This window comes from Alkalimonas collagenimarina (genome assembly GCF_030717845.1).
GTDB lineage: Bacteria > Pseudomonadota > Gammaproteobacteria > Enterobacterales > Alteromonadaceae > Alkalimonas > Alkalimonas collagenimarina.
In genome coordinates this window covers 1-17,968 of the sequence record NZ_JAUZVZ010000024.1, presented here as the reverse complement: position 1 = coordinate 17,968, position 17,968 = coordinate 1, and the positions used below count along the sequence as shown (strand labels likewise).

Sequence of the window (17,968 nt, the reverse complement as noted above, 5' to 3'; positions counted from 1 at the left end):
TACAGCTGCATACGACACTGGACATTCGCCACAACAAACTGTATAAATAGACAGTATTGTTAATCAACAGAGCAGAGGAAAAACCATGGCTGTAATCGTTAAGTACGTGGTCGAGCGAAACGGAGAAGAAAAGATGACTTTTACCTCTAAAGCAGAAGCTGACGCCTACGATAAAATGCTTGATATGGCAGATGAGCTATGTGACTGGTTGGGTAAAAGCGAACTGGTCGAAGACAAAGCAAAACAAGACGCCCTGGCCATGTATCTGGCAGAGCATAAAGATGAATTGCTTGCCATTCTGGGCAATAAACGCAAAGCAGCACCAGCCAAACCAAAAGCCGCAACAACAAAACAAGCGGCCAGTACCAACGAGAAAGCAGCCTAGATCTCACACAAACCGATACCTTGCTAACCGATACTTGTTGTGTCGGTTTCCCCACTTACTTCGGCTTTACGCTATCCTATCAACACAAACGCAGTGATTTATTCGGTGATGTGCAAATTATGCCCTGTAAATTCGTGGACAAAGTAACAATTTAACCAACATATTCTGCGATATTTTCATTAGAATACGCGCACTGAAACCATGATACAGAACCGTAAAAAATGACAGTCGACATTCCGCATTCATAGTGCTGGCTGTTGCCCCTGACTCTGAGGATTAAAGCTATGCTATTTAATGGTGACTTGACCACTGATTGCCCCATCCGGCAAAAAATCCGTGATTTCTATCGTATTGATGAAAATGCCGTCATTGATCATATATTGCCACTGGCCGAAGTCGGAGTAAAAGCACGCAGTCGGGCCTGGGAGCGTGCACGCCAAATCGTGCATAACATCCGTCAGGATCAAGATGGCCAGGGCGGTATCGATGCTTTACTGAATGAGTTCTCTCTCTCCAGTGAAGAAGGCGTAGTACTGATGTGTCTCGCTGAAGCCTTATTACGCGTTCCTGATAAGCGCACTCAGGAGCTACTGATCCGCGATAAACTAGCTAAAGGCGATTGGAGCTCTCATTTAGGTAGTAGCGACTCTTTGTTTGTGAATGCTTCCTCCTGGGGGCTGCTGGTCACCGGTAAAATGGTGAACTACAGCGATAAATCGAAAGCACAACAATTTGGCATGCTGAAAAAGACCATTGGTCGCTTGGGCGAGCCAGTGATCCGTAAGTCGGTAAACTTTGCCATGAAAATCATGGGCAAACAGTTTGTGATGGGCCAAACCATTGAGGACGCCATTGAACGCGCTGCAGAAACAGAAAAAAAGGGCTATGTCTATTCCTACGACATGCTAGGCGAAGGTGCGCGCACCATGAAAGACGCCGAGTTCTACTATCAAAGCTATCTAGACGCCACTCATGCCATAGGCAAGGCCGCCAAAGGCCGTGGCCCGATCAAAAGCCCTGGTATTTCAGTGAAGTTGTCGGCCATTCATCCACGTTATGAGTTTAGCCACCGTGAGCGCGTGATGACTGAGCTGGTGCCGAAATTAAAAGCCTTAGCCTTAATAGCTAAAGAATATGATATTGGCTTTACCGTCGATGCAGAAGAAGCGGATCGGCTCGATATCTCACTGGACGTGATCGAAGCGGTATTCAGCGATGATGAACTGGGCAACTGGAATGGCTTTGGTTTAGCCGTTCAAGCCTATCAAAAGCGTGCTATTTTTGTCATTGAATGGGTGACTGATTTAGCCCGTCGCGTCGGCCGCCAACTGATGGTTCGCTTAGTCAAAGGTGCTTATTGGGATACTGAAATTAAAACCACCCAGCAAATGGGCCTGGCTCATTTCCCGGTATTTACCCGCAAAGCGACCACCGACGTATCGTACAAAGCCTGTGCCATTAAGTTGCTGGAAGCGCGTGATGTGCTGTACCCGCAATTTGCCACCCACAATGCTTACACCGCAGCGACCATTTTAGAAGTAGCCAAAGGCGATAACGTTGGCTTTGAGTTCCAGCGCTTGCACGGCATGGGCGAATCGTTATTCGACCAAATTGTCCGTGAAGAAAAAATTCAATGCCGGGTCTATGCCCCAGTCGGTCAGCATGAAAATCTATTGGCTTATTTGGTGCGTCGTTTGCTCGAAAACGGCGCTAACTCCTCTTTTGTTAACGCCATTGTCGATACCAGCAAGCCGGTTGAGGCCTTGTTGCCAGATCCGGTTGAAACCCTGCAAGGGCTGCGCAACAAATACAACAACCAGATTAAAATGCCGATTGATTTGTACGGCAAAGAACGAGCCAACTCCAAAGGGCTCGATTTAACCGATATCGATGCCATTACGCCGTTTAAAGAAAACCTGGTGCGTTGGTTTGAAGAGCACCGTATCGATGCAGGCCAGCTGCCTGAAGGCGCTGTTGCGGTAAAAAACCCAGCCAATCACCAGGAAGTTATCGGCCATGTCAAACTGCATAACAGTGATGATATGCAAACCATGCTGGCCAATGCCGATGCAGCCTTTACCAGTTGGTCTGCCACGCCCGTGAAAGAGCGTGCCGACTTATTGCGCCGCATCGCCGACATTCTCGAGCGTCATCATGATGAGCTGGTGGCGATTTGTATCAAAGAAGCAGGCAAAGTAGCACAGGATGGTATTGATGAAGTGCGGGAAGCGGTTGATTTTTGCCGTTATTACGCCGCCCGCGCTGAAGAGCTGTCTGAAGATGAGCGCTTTGAAGCCCGTGGCGTCATTTTATGCATCAGCCCCTGGAACTTCCCGCTGGCTATTTTCTTAGGGCAAGTAGCTGCAGCCATCGTTACTGGTAATACCGTCATAGCCAAACCAGCCGAGCAAACCAGTTTGATTGCCCTGCGCACCATCGAGCTGATGCTTTCGGTTGGCTTGCCTGAGCATGTAGTACAACCGGTCATTGCCCGCGGTAGTGAAGTGGGTAAAACCATTGTGCCGGATCCACGCATTCAGGCGGTCATGTTCACCGGTTCTACCGAAACCGGTACGGTAATTTCGCAAACACTGGCCGCTCGCAGTGACACTCAGGTCCCACTGATTGCAGAGACCGGTGGTCAGAACTGCATGATTGTCGACTCTACCGCCTTGCCTGAGCAAGTGGTCGATGACGTCATTAGTTCTGGCTTTCAAAGCGCAGGCCAACGCTGTTCTGCGTTACGCGTACTCTTTATCCAGGACGATGTGGCGGATGGCATCATTGAGATGCTGGTAGGCGCTCTAAAAGAGCTGCATGTTGGCGACCCATCATTCTTATCGACCGATATTGGCCCGGTAATCGATGCTAAGGCACTGAATAGCCTGACCGAGCATGTTGAGTATTTGAAAGACAAAGCTACCCTGCACTTCCAGTGCGACATCCCTGACAACACCAAACAAGGTGCGTTTTTCTTCGCCCCACGTTTGTATGAAATCAAGGATTTATCGGTACTAAAACGTGAGGTTTTTGGCCCCTGTGTCCATATCATTCGCTTTAAAGCCAGTGAGTTGGATCAGGTGATCGATCAAATCAATGGCACCGGCTATGGCCTGACCATGGGTGTGCATTCACGAATTGAAGATCGCTGTGAGTATCTGGCGAAAATGTCTCGCGCCGGTAACGTCTACATTAACCGCAATATGATTGGAGCCATTGTTGGCGTGCAGCCTTTTGGTGGTCGTGGTTTGTCGGGTACTGGCCCCAAGGCTGGTGGCCCCAACTATTTGCTGCGTTTGGTGAAAGAGAAAGCCTCACCGGAAAACGTACAAATGACCAGCCTCACCCCGGATGAGTTGGATCTGCACCACACCGATGATGCCGATGAGCAAGTCGCTGTATTGATGAAAAACTCCATGCGCGATGAGAAAATCTGGCGGGCAACGCCATTGAATGATCGCATGTCCGCGGTACGTCAACTGCTAGCAAAAGTTGCAACTGTCGACATCATCGACGAACTGGCCGATGATTTAGCACAAACCTTAGCCGATGCTCGTGCCCAACTAAACCGGCTGGAAAAACACATGCGCAAGCACATCACCTTGCCGGGACCAACGGGTGAATCCAATACGCTGCACATCGAGCCTCGTGGCTGCGTAGTGTGCTATGCCGATAAGAGTACATCATTTAACTTCTGGGCCATCTCCATCATTACCGCTTTAGCTGCAGGCAATACCGTCATTACGGTTGCATCAGAGCTGTTCTATGAAGAAGCCGTGGCCTTTAAAGATAAGTTTATCTCTACCGGCATTGCTGAAGGCGTATTTCAGGTTGCGAAACCAAACCAGTTGCAAGCGATCCTGGCCCATCCGCATTTGGCGGGCGCAGTTATCGCGGCGCGTTCATCACGTTTGGGCTACTTTAGCCAACAACTGGCACAACGTCAGGGCGCCATTTTACCAGTGATCAGCGCTGAGTATTACGACACCTTAATCAAGCGTTTGGTGACAGAAAAAACCATCAGTATCGATACCACAGCCTCCGGTGGCAATACCTCGCTGATGACATTGGTCGAGGATGATGAATAACCTCAACCATCATGTAGTGAAGTAACCACTAGCAAAGCGATGATGCGAAGCAGTCGAGCACCTCACAGGTATCGACTGCTTTTTACTTTCGGTACCCTGCACCCTTGGGTGGTTTAAGAATAAAAGCACACTTCCCCTTAAAAACTGCGACAGGCCCGTTTTATGCGGCCAACACCTGTTGGGTTGATAGGCTTTGTAGCGTTACTTTGTTAATCTTGCTTAAAAATAACAACAACCATGGAGTCCACTGTCTTATGAAGTATGCCGTCCCCTTATTTACTGTCGCCCTGTTAACTGCATGCAGTGGTGGTCAATCTGACCCCACCGAAGCCAATCAGGTCACCGATAGCTCTCATAACCTTAGTTACCCGTATACCGCTCGCGGCGATGTGGTAGATACCTATTTTGGTCAACCAATAGCAGACCCTTACCGCTGGCTTGAAGACGATCGCAGCAGTGAGACCGAAGCCTGGGTTAAGGCGCAAAATGAACTGACCTTTTCTTATTTAGAACAAATCCCCTACCGCGCGGATATCCGCCAACGCTTACAAGATTCATGGAACTTTGAACGCTTAGGAGCCCCTTTCATCGAAGGCGACTACACCTATTTTTATCGCAACGATGGCCTGCAGAATCAGTTTGTGTTGTACCGGCAAAAAGGTGACGCGGAACCCGAAGTCTTTTTAGATCCAAATACCTTCAGTGACGATGGCACCACATCCATGGCCACCATTCGTTTCTCACGCGATGGAAGCCTGGCTGCTTATGCCATTTCTGAAGGCGGGAGCGACTGGCGCAAAATCATCGTTATCGACACCGAAAGCGGTGAACAAATTGGTGATGTACTGGTTGATATCAAATTCAGTGGCATCAGCTGGGTGGGTAATGAAGGCTTCTATTACTCCAGCTATGACAAACCGGATGGCAGCGAGCTGTCGGCCATGACAGATCAACACAAACTGTATTACCATCAATTGGGCACACCGCAATCTGAAGATCAGGTGATCTTTGGTGCAGCGCCTGGTGAAGAGCACCGCTATATCGGCGCCAGCGTGACCGAAGATGATCGCTACCTACTGGTATCTGCAGCAGTCTCGACATCAGGTAATAAATTGTTTCTCAAAGATCTGGCACAACCAGAAGCTGGCTTTACCCCCATTGTAGATACCACCGATCATGATGTGAGCTTTCTGACCTCGCAAGGTGAAGAGCTGTTTTTGGTGACCAACCATGAAGCACCGAACCGCCGGGTGGTGGTTGCTCAAGCATCCAAGCCTCAACCTGAGTACTGGCAGGAGCTGATCCCACAAACCGGGCATGTACTTCGTGCCAGCACCGGTGCCGGCTTTATCTTTGCTAATTACATCGTTGATGCAGTGGCTCAGGTCAAACAATTTGACTATGAAGGCCAGCTGGTTCGTCAGGTTGACTTGCCAGGCGTTGGAAGTGCGGGAGGTTTTAGTGGCAAAAGCGATGCCGATACGCTCTACTTCAGCTTTACCAACTACATCAGCCCGGGCAGTATTTTCGAGCTGGATCCACAAAGCGGTGATACCGAGTTATACAATCGACCTGAAACTGGTTTTGACCCTGCCAACTACACCTCTGAGCAGGTATTTTATACCTCAAAAGATGGCACCCGGATCCCGATGATCATCAGCTATCGCAGCGACATTGAGCAAGATGGCACCAACCCGACTATTTTGTATGGCTATGGCGGCTTCAATGTCAGCTTAACTCCGTCTTTTAGCGTCTCTAATGCCGTCTGGATGGATATGGGTGGTGTTTATGCCGTAGCCAACATTCGCGGCGGTGGCGAGTACGGCAAAGATTGGCATGACGCGGGACGCCAGCTCAACCGTCAAAATGTGTTCGATGATTTTATCGCAGCCGGTGAGTATCTCATCGATAAGAAGTACACCAGCGCTGAAAAGCTGGCTATACGTGGTGGGTCAAATGGCGGCTTGCTCGTCGCTGCCGCATCCATCCAGCGGCCCGAGCTTTTTAAAGTAGCGATCCCAGCGGTCGGTGTGCTCGATATGCTTCGCTATCACACCTTCACCGCAGGTGCTGGTTGGGCGCATGACTATGGTACTGCAGAGCAAAGTGAAGAAATGTTCGCCTACTTACGTGGCTATTCACCGGTGCACAATGTTCAGGAAGGTGTGAATCACCCGGCAACCATGGTGACTACCGCGGATCATGATGACCGAGTGGTTCCGGCACATTCATTTAAATACATTGCGGAGCTTCAAGCAAAAGATGGCGGCCAGAATCCACAGTTGATCCGCATTGATGTGAATGCCGGTCATGGAGCGGGCATGCCTGTGTCGATGATCATCGATCAAGCCGCTGATGTGTTCTCTTTTACTCTCTACAACATGGGATACAAAGAGTTACCAAAACAATAATAACGCTAGCGGTGTATCACCAAACACTCAGTGCAATCGTACAAAACCGGATACAGTCATGTATCCGGTTTTTTTCTGCTTACGCAATGCTAAGGTAATATGCCATTTATGCAGGTTAAAGCTATTTGCTATGCTTAATTATTACTGTTAGCTTATAAATGAACCCTTACAAACTGGCATTGTGGCTCCAATGTGTACCGAGCTCTGGCGCCAATATCCAGCAACAATAAATAATCAGGTGGTAATTATGTCGCTAGAAACGATTCGCTTTGGTGGCGATGATATCGAAAACTCATTGGCCAAAATGAATGATGAAAATCTTGATAAGCTAGCTTTTGGAGCCATTCAGCTAGATGGTAATGGTACCATTATTCAATACAATGCTGCGGAAGGTAGCATTACCGGTCGCGACCCTAAGAGCGTCATTGGTAAGAACTTTTTTACCAGTGTTGCGCCATGCACTCAGAGTAAAGAGTTTCAAGGCCGTTTCAAAGATGGTGTTAAAAATGGTGACCTCAATACCATGTTTGAATACGTATTCGACTACCAAATGAAGCCGACCAAAGTAAAAGTCCATATGAAAAAGGCTATTTCTGGCGACAGCTTCTGGATTTTTGTCAAACGTCTATAATTTTAATGGCAGCTGCTTTGCCTGGTCATCAGGCAAGGCAGCTTGTTTATGATAATACCCCCGCTTAATTTAGTTGCTTTCCAAAGGATATAATGATGCCACAGTGGCTTACCGTCGCTGACTGCAAAGCAGTTTTGCAATCGTTATTGGGCGCAGAACTGAGTGCCTATCGAGGCGTGGCCGCAGATTGGCAAGAGAATCCCGACATTGATTCGCTTGAACGACTTCATCTGGCTGGCTGTGTGAACGAGTTTTTTCGCCTACACGAGACCGGTGTCGAAGATCGCCTACTCATGACCAGCAGCATTGACGACTGGGCCAGCCTGGTGGCTCAAGCGACCATGGAGACATCTGGACTTACCTTTAGAACGTCAGGTAGCACTGGACAGCCTACGGCACATTTGCATCCATGGAATCAAATAGCTGCAGAAGCAAAAGCACTGGAGTTATGCCTTGCTGACGTTCTGTCGATCCAACGTGTTCTTTCTTGGCTGCCACTGCACCATTTGTATGGCTTTATGCTGGGCATTGCCCTGCCCGCTGTCGGACAGATCCCTCGGCTCTGGGTCAATAGCCATGCGCTACCTGAAATTACCTCTGGTGATTTAGTCGTGACGGTACCCCCTCGTTGGGATTATCTGGCACGCTCAGGAAAGCCATGGCCGCCCCAAGTAGTGGGTGTCACCTCTACCGCCCCCTTATGTGAGGCTACAGCTGATCATTTACTCGAATTAGGGTTAACGGGTTTGCTCGATATTTATGGCAGTACAGAAACAGGTGGTGTGGCCACGCGCTGGCGACCCGATCCGAATTATCAACTGCTGACTCACTGGCTACGCTCTGATCACTTACATATCCAACGTAAAGGCGACACGGTAACTATCCCGCTATTGGACAAAACGCACTGGCTTAGTGATCGCACCTTTCACTTAAACGGCCGTATTGATGACGTGGTAAGCATTGGGGGGGTTAATGTGAGCCCTAGCCTAATTACTGAACGATTGCTTGCCTTAGATAGTGTTGATGGTTGCACCGTCCGTCCCATAAAAGCAGCTTCACAGACGCGCTTGAAAGCTTTTATCGTCCCGGCCGCTTCAGAAGCTATAACCTCGGATGAAATTGCCAAAACTATTTCGCAATGGCCGGCAGCTGAGCGCCCTATTAGCTTTACTTATGGTGCAGTCTTACCAACCAATACCATGGGTAAGCTTACCGATTGGTAACTCCCTCATTAAGGAAACACTGCAATGCAGGATTGGCCCCTAACACTGAACGATGTAGAAGCCATTGCGCATGGTCGTCAGACATTGTTCCTACCTGAGCAAGCACAAACTGCTATTGCAAAAGCGCACCAATTTCTTTGTGATGCCATCGCCGATCGCCAACGTATTTATGGGGTCACGACAGGCTATGGGCCTTTAGCAACCACGGATGTTGACCCAAAGCAATCTGCACTATTACAACAAAATTTAGTCTATCATCTTTGCAGTGGTGTTGGTGAGCCACTAGCGCATCACCATGTTCGAGCCATGATGGTCGCCCGCATCGCCAGCTTGTCCGCTGGTCACTCAGGTGCTAACCCGGTTATGATTGAGCGCATGCTGGCTTGGTTGCTAGCCGATGTGGTTCCTGAAATACCATCGCAAGGGACAGTTGGTGCCAGTGGTGATTTAACCCCACTCGCCCATCTGGCGCGAGCGCTCAGTGGCGAAGGACGCGTCAGCATTAAAGGTAGCTCATGGATAGAGAGCGCAATTGCTCATCAACAGTTCGGCTGGCAGCCTTTACAATTGCAGGGGAAAGATGCCATTTCATTGGTGAATGGGACTTCGGTCACGGTGGGCATCGCCGCTCTTAACTCAACAGCAGCTGAGCGCGCCGTTAAACTCAGTACTTTGCTGGTCTTGCTTTACGCTGAGTTATTGCAGGGGCATCGTGAAGCTTTTCATCCTGCAATTGGCGAGCTTCGCCCTCACTCTGGTCAACAGCAGCTGCATCGATGGCTCTGGTCGCTATCGGAAAGTAGTGCAGCGTTAACTCCCTGGCAAGCAGCGGCGGAGCGATTGGCCAATATGCCAAACGGCATTGTTCAGCATCAACCCCTATTGCAGGATGCCTACACCTTACGCTGTGCACCTCAAGCTTTGGGTGCGGTGCTGGATGTGGTGCATCAACATGCACATACCGTTCAGACAGAACTTAGTTCGGTCACCGATAATCCTCTGCTATTCCCCGATGAGCATCTGGTTCTTCATGGCGGTAATTTTTTTGGCCAGCATTTAGCTTTTGCCAGCGATCACTTAAATAATGCACTGATCCAAATGGCGTTGTACAGCGAGCGACGCATCGCCAGAATCACCGACCCTTTAAAAAATAAAGGCTTACCAGCCTTTATGCAACCGCAAGACACAGGTCTCCATAGTGGATTTATGGGTGCACAAGTATGTGCGACCTCCTTGGTGGCTGAGCTGCGAAGCCAAGCAATGCCAGCATCCATCCAATCCATCCCAACCAACGCTGATAATCAGGATATAGTGCCATTAGGCACCATCGCAGCACGGCGAGCTAGCTGCAGCATAACTCAGCTGTATCAAATACTGGCAATTGAATCAATGGTATTGGTGCAAGGTGCAGAGCTGAAAAGCAAACAATCATTAAGTCATGCATCTCAAATACTTTGCAACTGGCTTCGCCACTATGTTGAACCATTGCAAAACGATCGTCCACTGGCCGAAGATATCAATAAAGTAGCCACAGCTTTGGCCGATCCAAATGAAGTGGCGTCTTTGATGGAGCTGTTGCCGTAAAACGTGATTAAAACCAACCATGGGCGTACCACATCCACAATGCCATGCCGATCATCATAAGATTTTCGGTTAGCGAGATGAAACCCAGTGGTACGTTATTGGCACCACCAACACAAGCACACTTAATCTCACGTTTGTCCAAATAAACTGCCTTAAAAACCGACACGGCACCGACACAACCGATAAAAAGCGCCAGTGGAATCGATAGCCAGTTCAGCATACCGGCAACCATCAACACACCAGCCAAACCTTCTGCATAGGGGTAGACATAGCTGTAAGGCACCCAGCGCTTTGCGACCAGATCATAGTTAAGAAACATGGTCGAAAAACTTTCAATATTCTGCAATTTTAACAGCGCCAAGACCACCATCGACAAGGCTATAAACCACTCGACTGTCTGTACCGATAGCCAGTTACCATGCACACCAACACTCAGGGCAACAGCAGTTAGTGCGGTCATAGTAAATAGTGCTGCTACTGGACGATAACTGGTCGCATCAGGATCGTGCACTGGCTTCCCGAGGTGTTTGCGAACCGCCTCATAACCACCGATACGCTCACCATCAATAAACACCTGCGGGGTGCTTTTCACTTGGTGCTTAGCTTTGAATGCATCGATATCTTGTCGTGAGCCCAGCTGGTTATCTTCCACCTCATAGCCAGCCTGGCGCAGTTGATACAGTACTTTTAGGCCATATGGGCATTGATGCTTAGGAGTCGTCATGCGATAAAGTACTGCGCGCTTAGTTTCTGCACTCATCATTTATCTCCTCTGATATTCATTGAAAACACAAGCATAAACCCTGTACTGTAGTTCAGAGTCAATTCGCTAGCTTAATTTAATGTACTAATCAGGTTTTAATGGTGCGGTGTCACTTCAGCTCATAGTTGAATCACTGATCTGTACCTTCATTTTACAAACATCCAGCCTTGTTGTACTGCAGACCAAGTGAGTATAGTCATGTTTGGTAAGAGAGTTATTTTTACCCTACCCGACACTGATTTTCAGCTTCTTTTCTATTTGAAGATTCACTCATAGAGAAATCCAACTGGATAGTGGTTAATACGGGTGTTTTATCACTATTGGTATCTGCAGCAACCCATTGCCACTCCGTTAATGCGGCAATTGCGTAGTTATCAAATACCCCTTCCGGATACGATTTTATCACTCTATACCCACTAGCACGCCCATCACTATTGATGCCTATAATCAGATTTACGCACCCGGACTGTCGGGCACTAACTGCACTCATTGGGTACCTGGGGTTTTTTCTGCTCACTTCAACCCAATACTCCTTAAGTAACCCCTTTGTCTCCTCTAAGGTTAAATCCAGATAATGTATTGGCTCTTCGTTTATCGTATCCGCACTCTCTTCAAGCGTATTATGAGAAGCACATGCAACCATAAACAAGCTTAGAACCGATAGGGAAACAACTTTCTTCATGGCTAACTCCGTAAACTTTAGAATATCACTCGCAATAGAAACACTCGAAACAAGCATGCCTGATGAAAACAGACTCAATGTTACTAAACAGCTTCATTTTAAATTTATTTTTTTAATGTAACTCATTGCAACCATAAAGTTAACATTTATTCCGGGCGATACAACTTGTTTTTTATATTGAAAGTTATCCGCTACCTGCAAGTACAGGGCTGTAAATTCCCCAAGTTGCAAACAGAACTAAGCATAATGACAAAACAAAAAGCCAAGTAAGTAACGTCATCGATCGACGGTTTTCTCCTTTAATGACTTTGTAAAGTACAAAAACAGAAATGAGGCACAACACTCCCCAATAGCGATAAGAGCCGATGAGTATGGCGGTTTGAATTGGTAGCTCAGCTCCAAAAGAGTCAAATATTTTTTCGAATTGCCGAATAACAACAAAGGCTCCATAGGCAAACAAGGCAAAATAAAGCGTTGAAACCGAGGCGGCTATGATTTGAAACTGACTCTTAACTTGATTCATGCTGTGCATCTCCTTTTGCAATGGTTCTTACCCACTTGCCCGATCAAAATTTTTCGCCATATTGGCTTTTACTTAGTATTTCGTGCACATCCGAAAATCCAACGAGTTCACGTAAAGCTACGCTGCTATTTGGCGCATTGTTATAATAAGCTTCAGCAATGCGCTTCCCAATCCAGTATGCCATGTCTGCAGGCTTTCCATCCGTTGCTTGTTGCCGATACATCCAGTCGCCGGTTTCAGTCGAATCCATAACAGTCTTAAATTCTTGCCAAAGACGCGCCTCGTTATTTAGCCCATATTCAGTTCGTGCAGTAGCTGAGAAATCTACTCTTCCCAGAATTTTTTCAGCGATAAAATCAGCCACACCTTCTATGAGTGTCAGCTCAAGCAGAGAAGGTTGGCCTTCGATACTGACTAATCGACTTTGATACACATGTACCATTTCATGAGCGATAAGATAGGTAAATGATTGAGCGAACTCTTCCTCGCTATCAATCAGATTGCAGACCGTCTCAATCCCAATCACCAATCCTTCAGCGCTGGCGGTTCCGCCAGAATTATTTCCCCCAAACACAACATAAGCGGGGGCTGACTCTTGCTCACCAATGCTGTCAGCAACCTCTTGCATGATACGCTCAGACTCTTCGGCCAATGATCGTACTACTGGCAGACACAGTGATATTGCTTTTTGATATAGGTCACGGTTCTGAGAAACTTCTTTCGCAAGGTTATCAGCATCAATAATCCTATATGGCGTAAAGATGCGTATTCCATCTGAGCCAGGTTCCAGATAATACCGCTGTAACTCTTCTGCACTGAGTTCCTCGCCATACTGTCTAAATAAACCAGCAAACACCTCGGCATCTGACGTTATCAATGCTCGCGATGCAGAGCTTTCAGACTCAGCTGAACACGCAGAAGCTGCAACAATCACCAGTAGTGATGACCAAATTAACCGTGTTATCTTCAATTTTAATCCTTCAATCAGAATGGGGACGCTAACGCCCGCAGCACGCGCGGCTTTCTGGTATTTATAACGAATCGCAATGCTCCGGCACTTCACCAGTGCTAACAAATGCTGACGCTGCCTCAATGAAACACCCAGGTGCAACCACAGGCAAAAAATGTGCACCACCAATCACGGTTGAAAAACGCAGATCTCCTGCCTTACTCAATAAATCAGCGTGCAGCCTGGCTCCTTCATAAGGTGTACTCGGATCTAAGGTGCCATGAATAATCAAAGTACGCGGCATACGTTTTGGCAACTGCCCAAAGTAGTCGTCTCTATCATAAAATGGCGCTGAAGCGCTCGCCAACAAACCCGGTAGCGGATGGATGAAGAGAGCGTCTTTGGCCTCGGCAGCTACGGTTTCAGCATTAAGGTCTCGGCGACTGTTATTCTCCGAACCGCTGATGAGCATTACCAAGGGTATCGATGGCTCAGACTGTGGGTATGGAGCTAAACGCTGATGTGCTTCCTTTAGCGCTGTCACTGTGTCAGTCAGGAGACCCGTGTGCCCTTCTGCCAACTCATTGATAAGGTCCGGAATGCGCTTACGTAATTCAGGAAAGCTTAACAACGTTCCCATAAACTGACGTATATCTCCCGGACCAATGACATCCTGCCAAATATTGATGCCAGACGCTAAAAGCTGTTGATACTGCTCGATACTTTGTTCACTTAAAATCGATCGGCCAACATCATCAACAAGCGCGGTTCTAAAACTGAGATCCCATTCCGGCATCGACTCCGGCGGAATAATTCCATCAAGAATAATACCATCCAGCTTTGGTTCCGAAACTTGCATCATGCGCAAGGTCAATTGAGTGCCATAAGATACCGCGTATACATAAACCTCGCCTGGCTCACGGTACTGTTCGATAAGCGCCGCTAAATCGTGAGCAGCATTACTGATGGAAAATGCTTTGGTTCGTTCTGGATTTGCAAACATAGAGCCGATGCAAGATCCCCACTCTGAGTTTGCCAAAGCATAGCCTGCCTCACTCTCTAAAGATTCTTCAGCCGGGCAAAGTCGAGTCGACTCACCGGTTCCACGATGATCCGGTATAATGAGATCGAAGCCTTCAAAAGCAGCACGAAACACGTCGATAAAAGGATAAAACCCCGCTCCAGGTTCGCCAGGCCCACCATGTATCAGCCATAGTTGACCGCGACGTTTATCAGAGTCTTCAACAGTAAATTTGCGGATTGCCAGTTCAACATTGCCAGCAACATGGCCTTCATAGTCTAGCGGAAGTTCACTTTTAGCGCAGGTTGATGAGGAAAATCCAGAAGCATTGACTTCGAGGTCACACGGCCCAAATGAGTCTGCTTGCAGTGGATTGGCCAATAAAGCCACCACGGTCAATAGGGTGTACTTAATTTTCAAAATGAGGTCCTTAGTTATTTTAAGCCAATACCCAGTATCAGCGGCGGCACAACTCACCTAGGCAGAAGGTGGATATCCCTTAGATGTTCGCTTTACGCTGTCCACCATCGACACCGAGACACACGCCTGTGATCCAGCTCGCTGGTTCGGAGACGAGAAAGACGGCTGCATTGGCTACCTCTTCAGGGGTGCCCATCCTACCCCATGGAATGGTCCCAAGCACCGTCGAGTAGAATTCAGGGTCATTCTGCTTGGTCGCCTCCCACAGGCCGCCTGCAAACTCAATCGAGCCTGGTGCAATCACATTGACGCGGATTTTCTGAGGAGCGAGGGAAACCGCCAAAGTCTTCGAGTGGCTGATTAGGGCAGCCTTTGCAGCAGCGTAAGCAGGTGGAGAGCCAGCTTCCAATCCTGACACGGATGAAATGTGTAAGATGCATCCACCACCACTTTCGGCGAACCAAGGGACTACCTTCCAGGTGGCTCGCACGGCGGCCATGACGTCGACTTCAAAGCCGCTTCGCCATCCGGCTTCGTCATCGGCAAAGCTGCTGGCAAGTGCAGATGGATTGTTGACCAGGATATCGAGACGACCGAACGCTTTACGGGCCGACTCGAGAAAGCCGTCAAGAGCCGCCGGATCGGAAACATCGCAAACGGCCGCAACGACTTCAACGCCTCTTTCGCGAAGCACCCTTTCGGTATCACGCAATGCCTCTTCGCCACGAGCACAGATGGCAACGTGCGCCCCCTCCTCGGCCAGGGCAAGCGCAATCGCGCGGCCGATCCCCTTGCTGCCACCAGTCACGACGGCACATTTTCCACGAAGTCCAAGGTCCATTACTCACTCCTCTATGCTTGGTCCACCCAACGCTTTACTCACCGGAAAATTGGGAGCGCCAGCGAGTTACTTTTCCGGTGCAGTAACTTGTTAAATTGCTATCGCTCATTTTCAAGCTCATGCCATACTCGAAGGACAATGACTGCACTGGTGTGAACAGAATAGCGAACAACGTATTTTCCAAAAACCATATCACGGATGACATCTGGAACAGGAGCCATCTGAACCGGCGTACCCATCCTTGGGAATTCTGGCAACAACTCCATTTTTGCGATCAATTCTGCGGCTATTCTGCTAGCTGCGGTTGGATTATTAACTGCAATAAACTCCCGCAAACGCTTTAAATCTTCGATTGCATCCTTGGTATAAACTAGCTTCACTTACCAGACCTCGGAGCATCCTGTTCTTTTTCTGTACCCCAACTGTTTAACCAGTTGTGTACTTCACTAGCGTCAACCAATTTTCCTTGAGCTGCTGACTCCATCGCATCCAAGGTTTGTTTCCAGCGCTCTTGCTGTAAATGCTGCTTATCAATGTATTCCGATAAGGCTTGATTGATCACCCATCCTTTGCTCCGATGAAGCCTGCTCGCGATAGCTTCCAACTGATGCTCAACCTCTGCCTGTAAGCGAACTGTGGTAACACTCATGTTGACACTCCTCTCAACCAAAACAATGTAATACATTGTAGTCAACAAGGGCTCACATAGCAATTTAACGCACGCCTAAACGGCGAGCAACTTGTTGCAAATCCAGCGGCCACAGGCCATGAATGACGAGGTTTGTTATGTGATGTTCCAACTATGTGCTACAATGTCTAACATTGCAACACACGCTGGAGTAATTACCATGAAAAGCGAAATGCTTAGCACACGCATAGATCATGACACAAAAGTGGCTTTTACCAACATTTGCGATGATGTCGGGCTAAGTCCATCTCAGGCTCTTAAGCTTTTTGCCCGCGCAGTCATCAACCATGGCGGTATACCTTTTGAGCTTAAGGCGCGACAGCCAAATGGAACAACTGCCGCTGCAATTAAAGAATTGGTTGAAGGCAAAGGCAAACAAAGCTCATCTGTCGATGATTTGTTCAATGAGCTGACCGAGGGCAAGGTTCCAAATGCTCACTCTTGAATATTCAACACAATTCAAAAAAGATTTTAAGAAAATCACTAAAATGCCTATTCCCAGTTACAACGCGGCGAAACTTTACCACCCAAAAATGTTGATCATCCCCTAACGGGAAACTGGCACGGCTTTCGCGATTGCCACATTAAACCAGACCTTGTGCTGATCTATAGAATCAACAACGACAAACTACAACTTGCACGCATCGGCTCTCACAGCGAACTTTTCTAGCTGCTGCATGCATCACATCGCCCGCATTTTCGGCTAGTTTGGAACGCAGCGGAAAACCAGTCCGACAACATGCGCTTGATGAGCCTCTCACCACCCTCTCTAAACCCAAACCACTATAGGTTCAACCGCATCAAGAGCCGTGGAAAACCATCTAGCACAGATTTTGTGTCCGCTACATGACGAAAGCCCGCTGACTCGAAGAGAGCCTTCGTTCCAACATACGCCATAGTCGTGTTGATCGTCTCGCCTGCATTGTCCAGCGGATAACCTTCCAGTATCGTTGCTCCATGGCCACGAGCGAATTCTATAGCCCCAGCTAGCAGGTGATGTGAAATTCCTTTCTTGCGATGGCCAGGCTTGATCCGAATGCACCAGACACACCAAACATCCGCATCGTCTACGCGGGGAATTGTCCTGCTCCGATCAAATGTAGTCTCGGTGCGGGGGGCGACGGCAGCCCAGCCCACTGCTTCGTCTTCATCATAGGCCAAGACACCAATTGGTCCATCCTGCAGCATTGCCGCTATACGCTCGCCCCTAGCCGGACCAGTGAGGGCTTTGTTCTCCTTCGCAGGGAGTCTGTACGTCAAACACCAGCAGACACTGGCGTCTGGATGCTTGGGTCCCACAACTTCCTTAATGTCGTCAAAGACCGTCGCTGGTCTTACAGTGATTGCCATGTTTCTCCTTACATCTAACGCTTTATCACTAGAAAATGACGAGCTCCAGCGAGTTATTTATCCGGTGCAGTAATTTGTTATATACAATCGTCACACACCCAGCTTTACCAAAAGCGTCTTTAATGAATCGTCAACACTCGAACCTGCTGTGTCAATCGTTATAACTTCTGAATCCCAAGGTTCGTAAACTCGATTTTTAATCTTATCCCAGCTAGGAGGCTTGAGATTTGCTACAGTGCTTTTTCGTTTAATGGCTCGTAGCTCATGCTCCTTTGGATCGGTACAAACTATTTCAATGTTTACAAATTTCGCACCTACATTCGTGGCAACAGCCTCCCAATCCCGACGAACAAACGCCTCGGTATTGCAAGAATCGGAAATAGCACTAAGACCCAACAGTAAATTATCC

At 48.2% G+C, this 17,968-nt stretch carries 16 protein-coding genes and 2 pseudogenes; 8 read left to right on the top strand and 10 right to left on the bottom strand.

Annotated features, from left to right (window positions below):
* Positions 1-85: 85 nt before the first annotated feature.
* From Q3O60_RS14390 to Q3O60_RS14365, 6 genes are all read left to right on the top strand, one after another.
* Entirely contained in the window at positions 86-385 is a 300-nt protein-coding gene (locus Q3O60_RS14390) for a YebG family protein (protein ID WP_305894640.1), read from the top strand.
* 284 nt (positions 386-669) lie between these two features.
* A complete protein-coding gene (gene putA / locus Q3O60_RS14385) occupies positions 670-4,473 on the top strand; it encodes a bifunctional proline dehydrogenase/L-glutamate gamma-semialdehyde dehydrogenase PutA (protein WP_305894639.1) in 3,804 nt (1,267 codons plus the stop codon).
* A gap of 254 nt (positions 4,474-4,727) precedes the next feature.
* Positions 4,728-6,884: a prolyl oligopeptidase family serine peptidase gene (locus tag Q3O60_RS14380; protein ID WP_305894638.1), complete on the top strand. Its 2,157-nt coding sequence runs from the start codon at positions 4,728-4,730 to the stop codon at positions 6,882-6,884.
* A gap of 247 nt (positions 6,885-7,131) precedes the next feature.
* Complete coding sequence (gene pyp / locus Q3O60_RS14375) at positions 7,132-7,515, top strand: photoactive yellow protein (protein ID WP_305894637.1); 384 nt, start codon at positions 7,132-7,134, stop codon at positions 7,513-7,515.
* Positions 7,516-7,610: 95 nt separating this feature from the next.
* Positions 7,611-8,738, top strand: coding sequence for an AMP-binding protein (locus Q3O60_RS14370; protein ID WP_305894636.1), 1,128 nt, complete (start codon positions 7,611-7,613; stop codon positions 8,736-8,738).
* Between the two features lie 24 nt (positions 8,739-8,762).
* Positions 8,763-10,322, top strand: coding sequence for an HAL/PAL/TAL family ammonia-lyase (locus Q3O60_RS14365; RefSeq protein WP_305894635.1), 1,560 nt, complete (start codon positions 8,763-8,765; stop codon positions 10,320-10,322).
* A 7-nt stretch (positions 10,323-10,329) separates the two neighbouring features.
* On the opposite strand, the gene Q3O60_RS14360 is transcribed toward Q3O60_RS14365, so the two are convergent.
* The 8 genes from Q3O60_RS14360 to Q3O60_RS14325 all read right to left on the bottom strand — a co-directional run bounded on the left by Q3O60_RS14360 (position 10,330) and on the right by Q3O60_RS14325 (position 16,170).
* Positions 10,330-11,085 carry a MauE/DoxX family redox-associated membrane protein gene (locus Q3O60_RS14360; protein ID WP_305894634.1) on the bottom strand — a complete coding sequence of 252 codons (756 nt, stop codon included), beginning with the start codon at positions 11,083-11,085 and terminating at the stop codon, positions 10,330-10,332.
* Positions 11,086-11,305: 220 nt separating this feature from the next.
* Entirely contained in the window at positions 11,306-11,767 is a 462-nt protein-coding gene (locus tag Q3O60_RS14355) for an energy transducer TonB (RefSeq protein WP_305894633.1), read from the bottom strand.
* Between the two features lie 184 nt (positions 11,768-11,951).
* Positions 11,952-12,290, bottom strand: coding sequence for a hypothetical protein (locus tag Q3O60_RS14350; RefSeq protein ID WP_305894632.1), 339 nt, complete (start codon positions 12,288-12,290; stop codon positions 11,952-11,954).
* 43 nt (positions 12,291-12,333) lie between these two features.
* Positions 12,334-13,365, bottom strand: coding sequence for a DUF5700 domain-containing putative Zn-dependent protease (locus Q3O60_RS14345; RefSeq protein ID WP_305894631.1), 1,032 nt, complete (start codon positions 13,363-13,365; stop codon positions 12,334-12,336).
* Positions 13,322-14,650 (bottom strand): alpha/beta hydrolase, encoded by a 1,329-nt coding sequence (locus Q3O60_RS14340; RefSeq protein WP_305894679.1) that lies wholly within the window; start codon positions 14,648-14,650, stop codon positions 13,322-13,324. The genes Q3O60_RS14345 and Q3O60_RS14340 overlap by 44 nt, the downstream gene beginning before the upstream one ends.
* Before the next feature lie 109 nt (positions 14,651-14,759).
* A complete protein-coding gene (locus Q3O60_RS14335) occupies positions 14,760-15,521 on the bottom strand; it encodes an SDR family NAD(P)-dependent oxidoreductase (protein WP_305894630.1) in 762 nt (253 codons plus the stop codon).
* A 98-nt stretch (positions 15,522-15,619) separates the two neighbouring features.
* Positions 15,620-15,901: a type II toxin-antitoxin system RelE/ParE family toxin gene (locus tag Q3O60_RS14330; RefSeq protein WP_305894629.1), complete on the bottom strand. Its 282-nt coding sequence runs from the start codon at positions 15,899-15,901 to the stop codon at positions 15,620-15,622.
* On the bottom strand, positions 15,898-16,170 hold the full coding sequence (locus tag Q3O60_RS14325) for a CopG family ribbon-helix-helix protein (RefSeq protein WP_305894628.1): 273 nt from the start codon (positions 16,168-16,170) through the stop codon (positions 15,898-15,900). Before Q3O60_RS14325 ends, Q3O60_RS14330 begins: the two co-directional genes overlap by 4 nt.
* A gap of 199 nt (positions 16,171-16,369) precedes the next feature.
* Between Q3O60_RS14325 and Q3O60_RS14320 the strand changes: the two genes are divergently transcribed.
* Positions 16,370-16,654: a type II toxin-antitoxin system RelB/DinJ family antitoxin gene (locus Q3O60_RS14320; protein ID WP_305894627.1), complete on the top strand. Its 285-nt coding sequence runs from the start codon at positions 16,370-16,372 to the stop codon at positions 16,652-16,654.
* Positions 16,641-16,879: pseudogene (locus Q3O60_RS14315) on the top strand (type II toxin-antitoxin system RelE/ParE family toxin). The gene Q3O60_RS14320 and the pseudogene Q3O60_RS14315 overlap by 14 nt, the downstream one beginning before the upstream one ends.
* Before the next feature lie 113 nt (positions 16,880-16,992).
* Here the strand turns inward: Q3O60_RS14315 and Q3O60_RS14310 are convergent.
* Both Q3O60_RS14310 and Q3O60_RS14305 read right to left on the bottom strand, forming a co-directional pair.
* Positions 16,993-17,559: a GNAT family N-acetyltransferase gene (locus Q3O60_RS14310; protein WP_305894626.1), complete on the bottom strand. Its 567-nt coding sequence runs from the start codon at positions 17,557-17,559 to the stop codon at positions 16,993-16,995.
* Positions 17,560-17,649: 90 nt separating this feature from the next.
* Positions 17,650-17,968 (bottom strand): annotated as a pseudogene (locus Q3O60_RS14305) (ATP-binding protein); the annotation flags it as partial.

What these genes read in the sequence shown, in the direction of transcription:
- Q3O60_RS14350 (WP_305894632.1), bottom strand. Translation starts at nt 12,290, where the DNA reads ATGAATCAAGTTAAGAGTCAGTTTCAAATCATAGCCGCCTCGGTTTCA.
- Q3O60_RS14335 (WP_305894630.1), bottom strand. Translation starts at nt 15,521, where the DNA reads ATGGACCTTGGACTTCGTGGAAAATGTGCCGTCGTGACTGGTGGCAGC.
- Q3O60_RS14310 (WP_305894626.1), bottom strand. Translation starts at nt 17,559, where the DNA reads ATGGCAATCACTGTAAGACCAGCGACGGTCTTTGACGACATTAAGGAA.
- pyp (WP_305894637.1), top strand. Translation starts at nt 7,132, where the DNA reads ATGTCGCTAGAAACGATTCGCTTTGGTGGCGATGATATCGAAAACTCA.
- Q3O60_RS14380 (WP_305894638.1), top strand. Translation starts at nt 4,728, where the DNA reads ATGAAGTATGCCGTCCCCTTATTTACTGTCGCCCTGTTAACTGCATGC.
- Q3O60_RS14360 (WP_305894634.1), bottom strand. Translation starts at nt 11,085, where the DNA reads ATGATGAGTGCAGAAACTAAGCGCGCAGTACTTTATCGCATGACGACT.
- Q3O60_RS14355 (WP_305894633.1), bottom strand. Translation starts at nt 11,767, where the DNA reads ATGAAGAAAGTTGTTTCCCTATCGGTTCTAAGCTTGTTTATGGTTGCA.
- Q3O60_RS14390 (WP_305894640.1), top strand. Translation starts at nt 86, where the DNA reads ATGGCTGTAATCGTTAAGTACGTGGTCGAGCGAAACGGAGAAGAAAAG.
- Q3O60_RS14365 (WP_305894635.1), top strand. Translation starts at nt 8,763, where the DNA reads ATGCAGGATTGGCCCCTAACACTGAACGATGTAGAAGCCATTGCGCAT.
- putA (WP_305894639.1), top strand. Translation starts at nt 670, where the DNA reads ATGCTATTTAATGGTGACTTGACCACTGATTGCCCCATCCGGCAAAAA.
- Q3O60_RS14325 (WP_305894628.1), bottom strand. Translation starts at nt 16,170, where the DNA reads ATGAGTGTTACCACAGTTCGCTTACAGGCAGAGGTTGAGCATCAGTTG.
- Q3O60_RS14320 (WP_305894627.1), top strand. Translation starts at nt 16,370, where the DNA reads ATGAAAAGCGAAATGCTTAGCACACGCATAGATCATGACACAAAAGTG.
- Q3O60_RS14370 (WP_305894636.1), top strand. Translation starts at nt 7,611, where the DNA reads ATGCCACAGTGGCTTACCGTCGCTGACTGCAAAGCAGTTTTGCAATCG.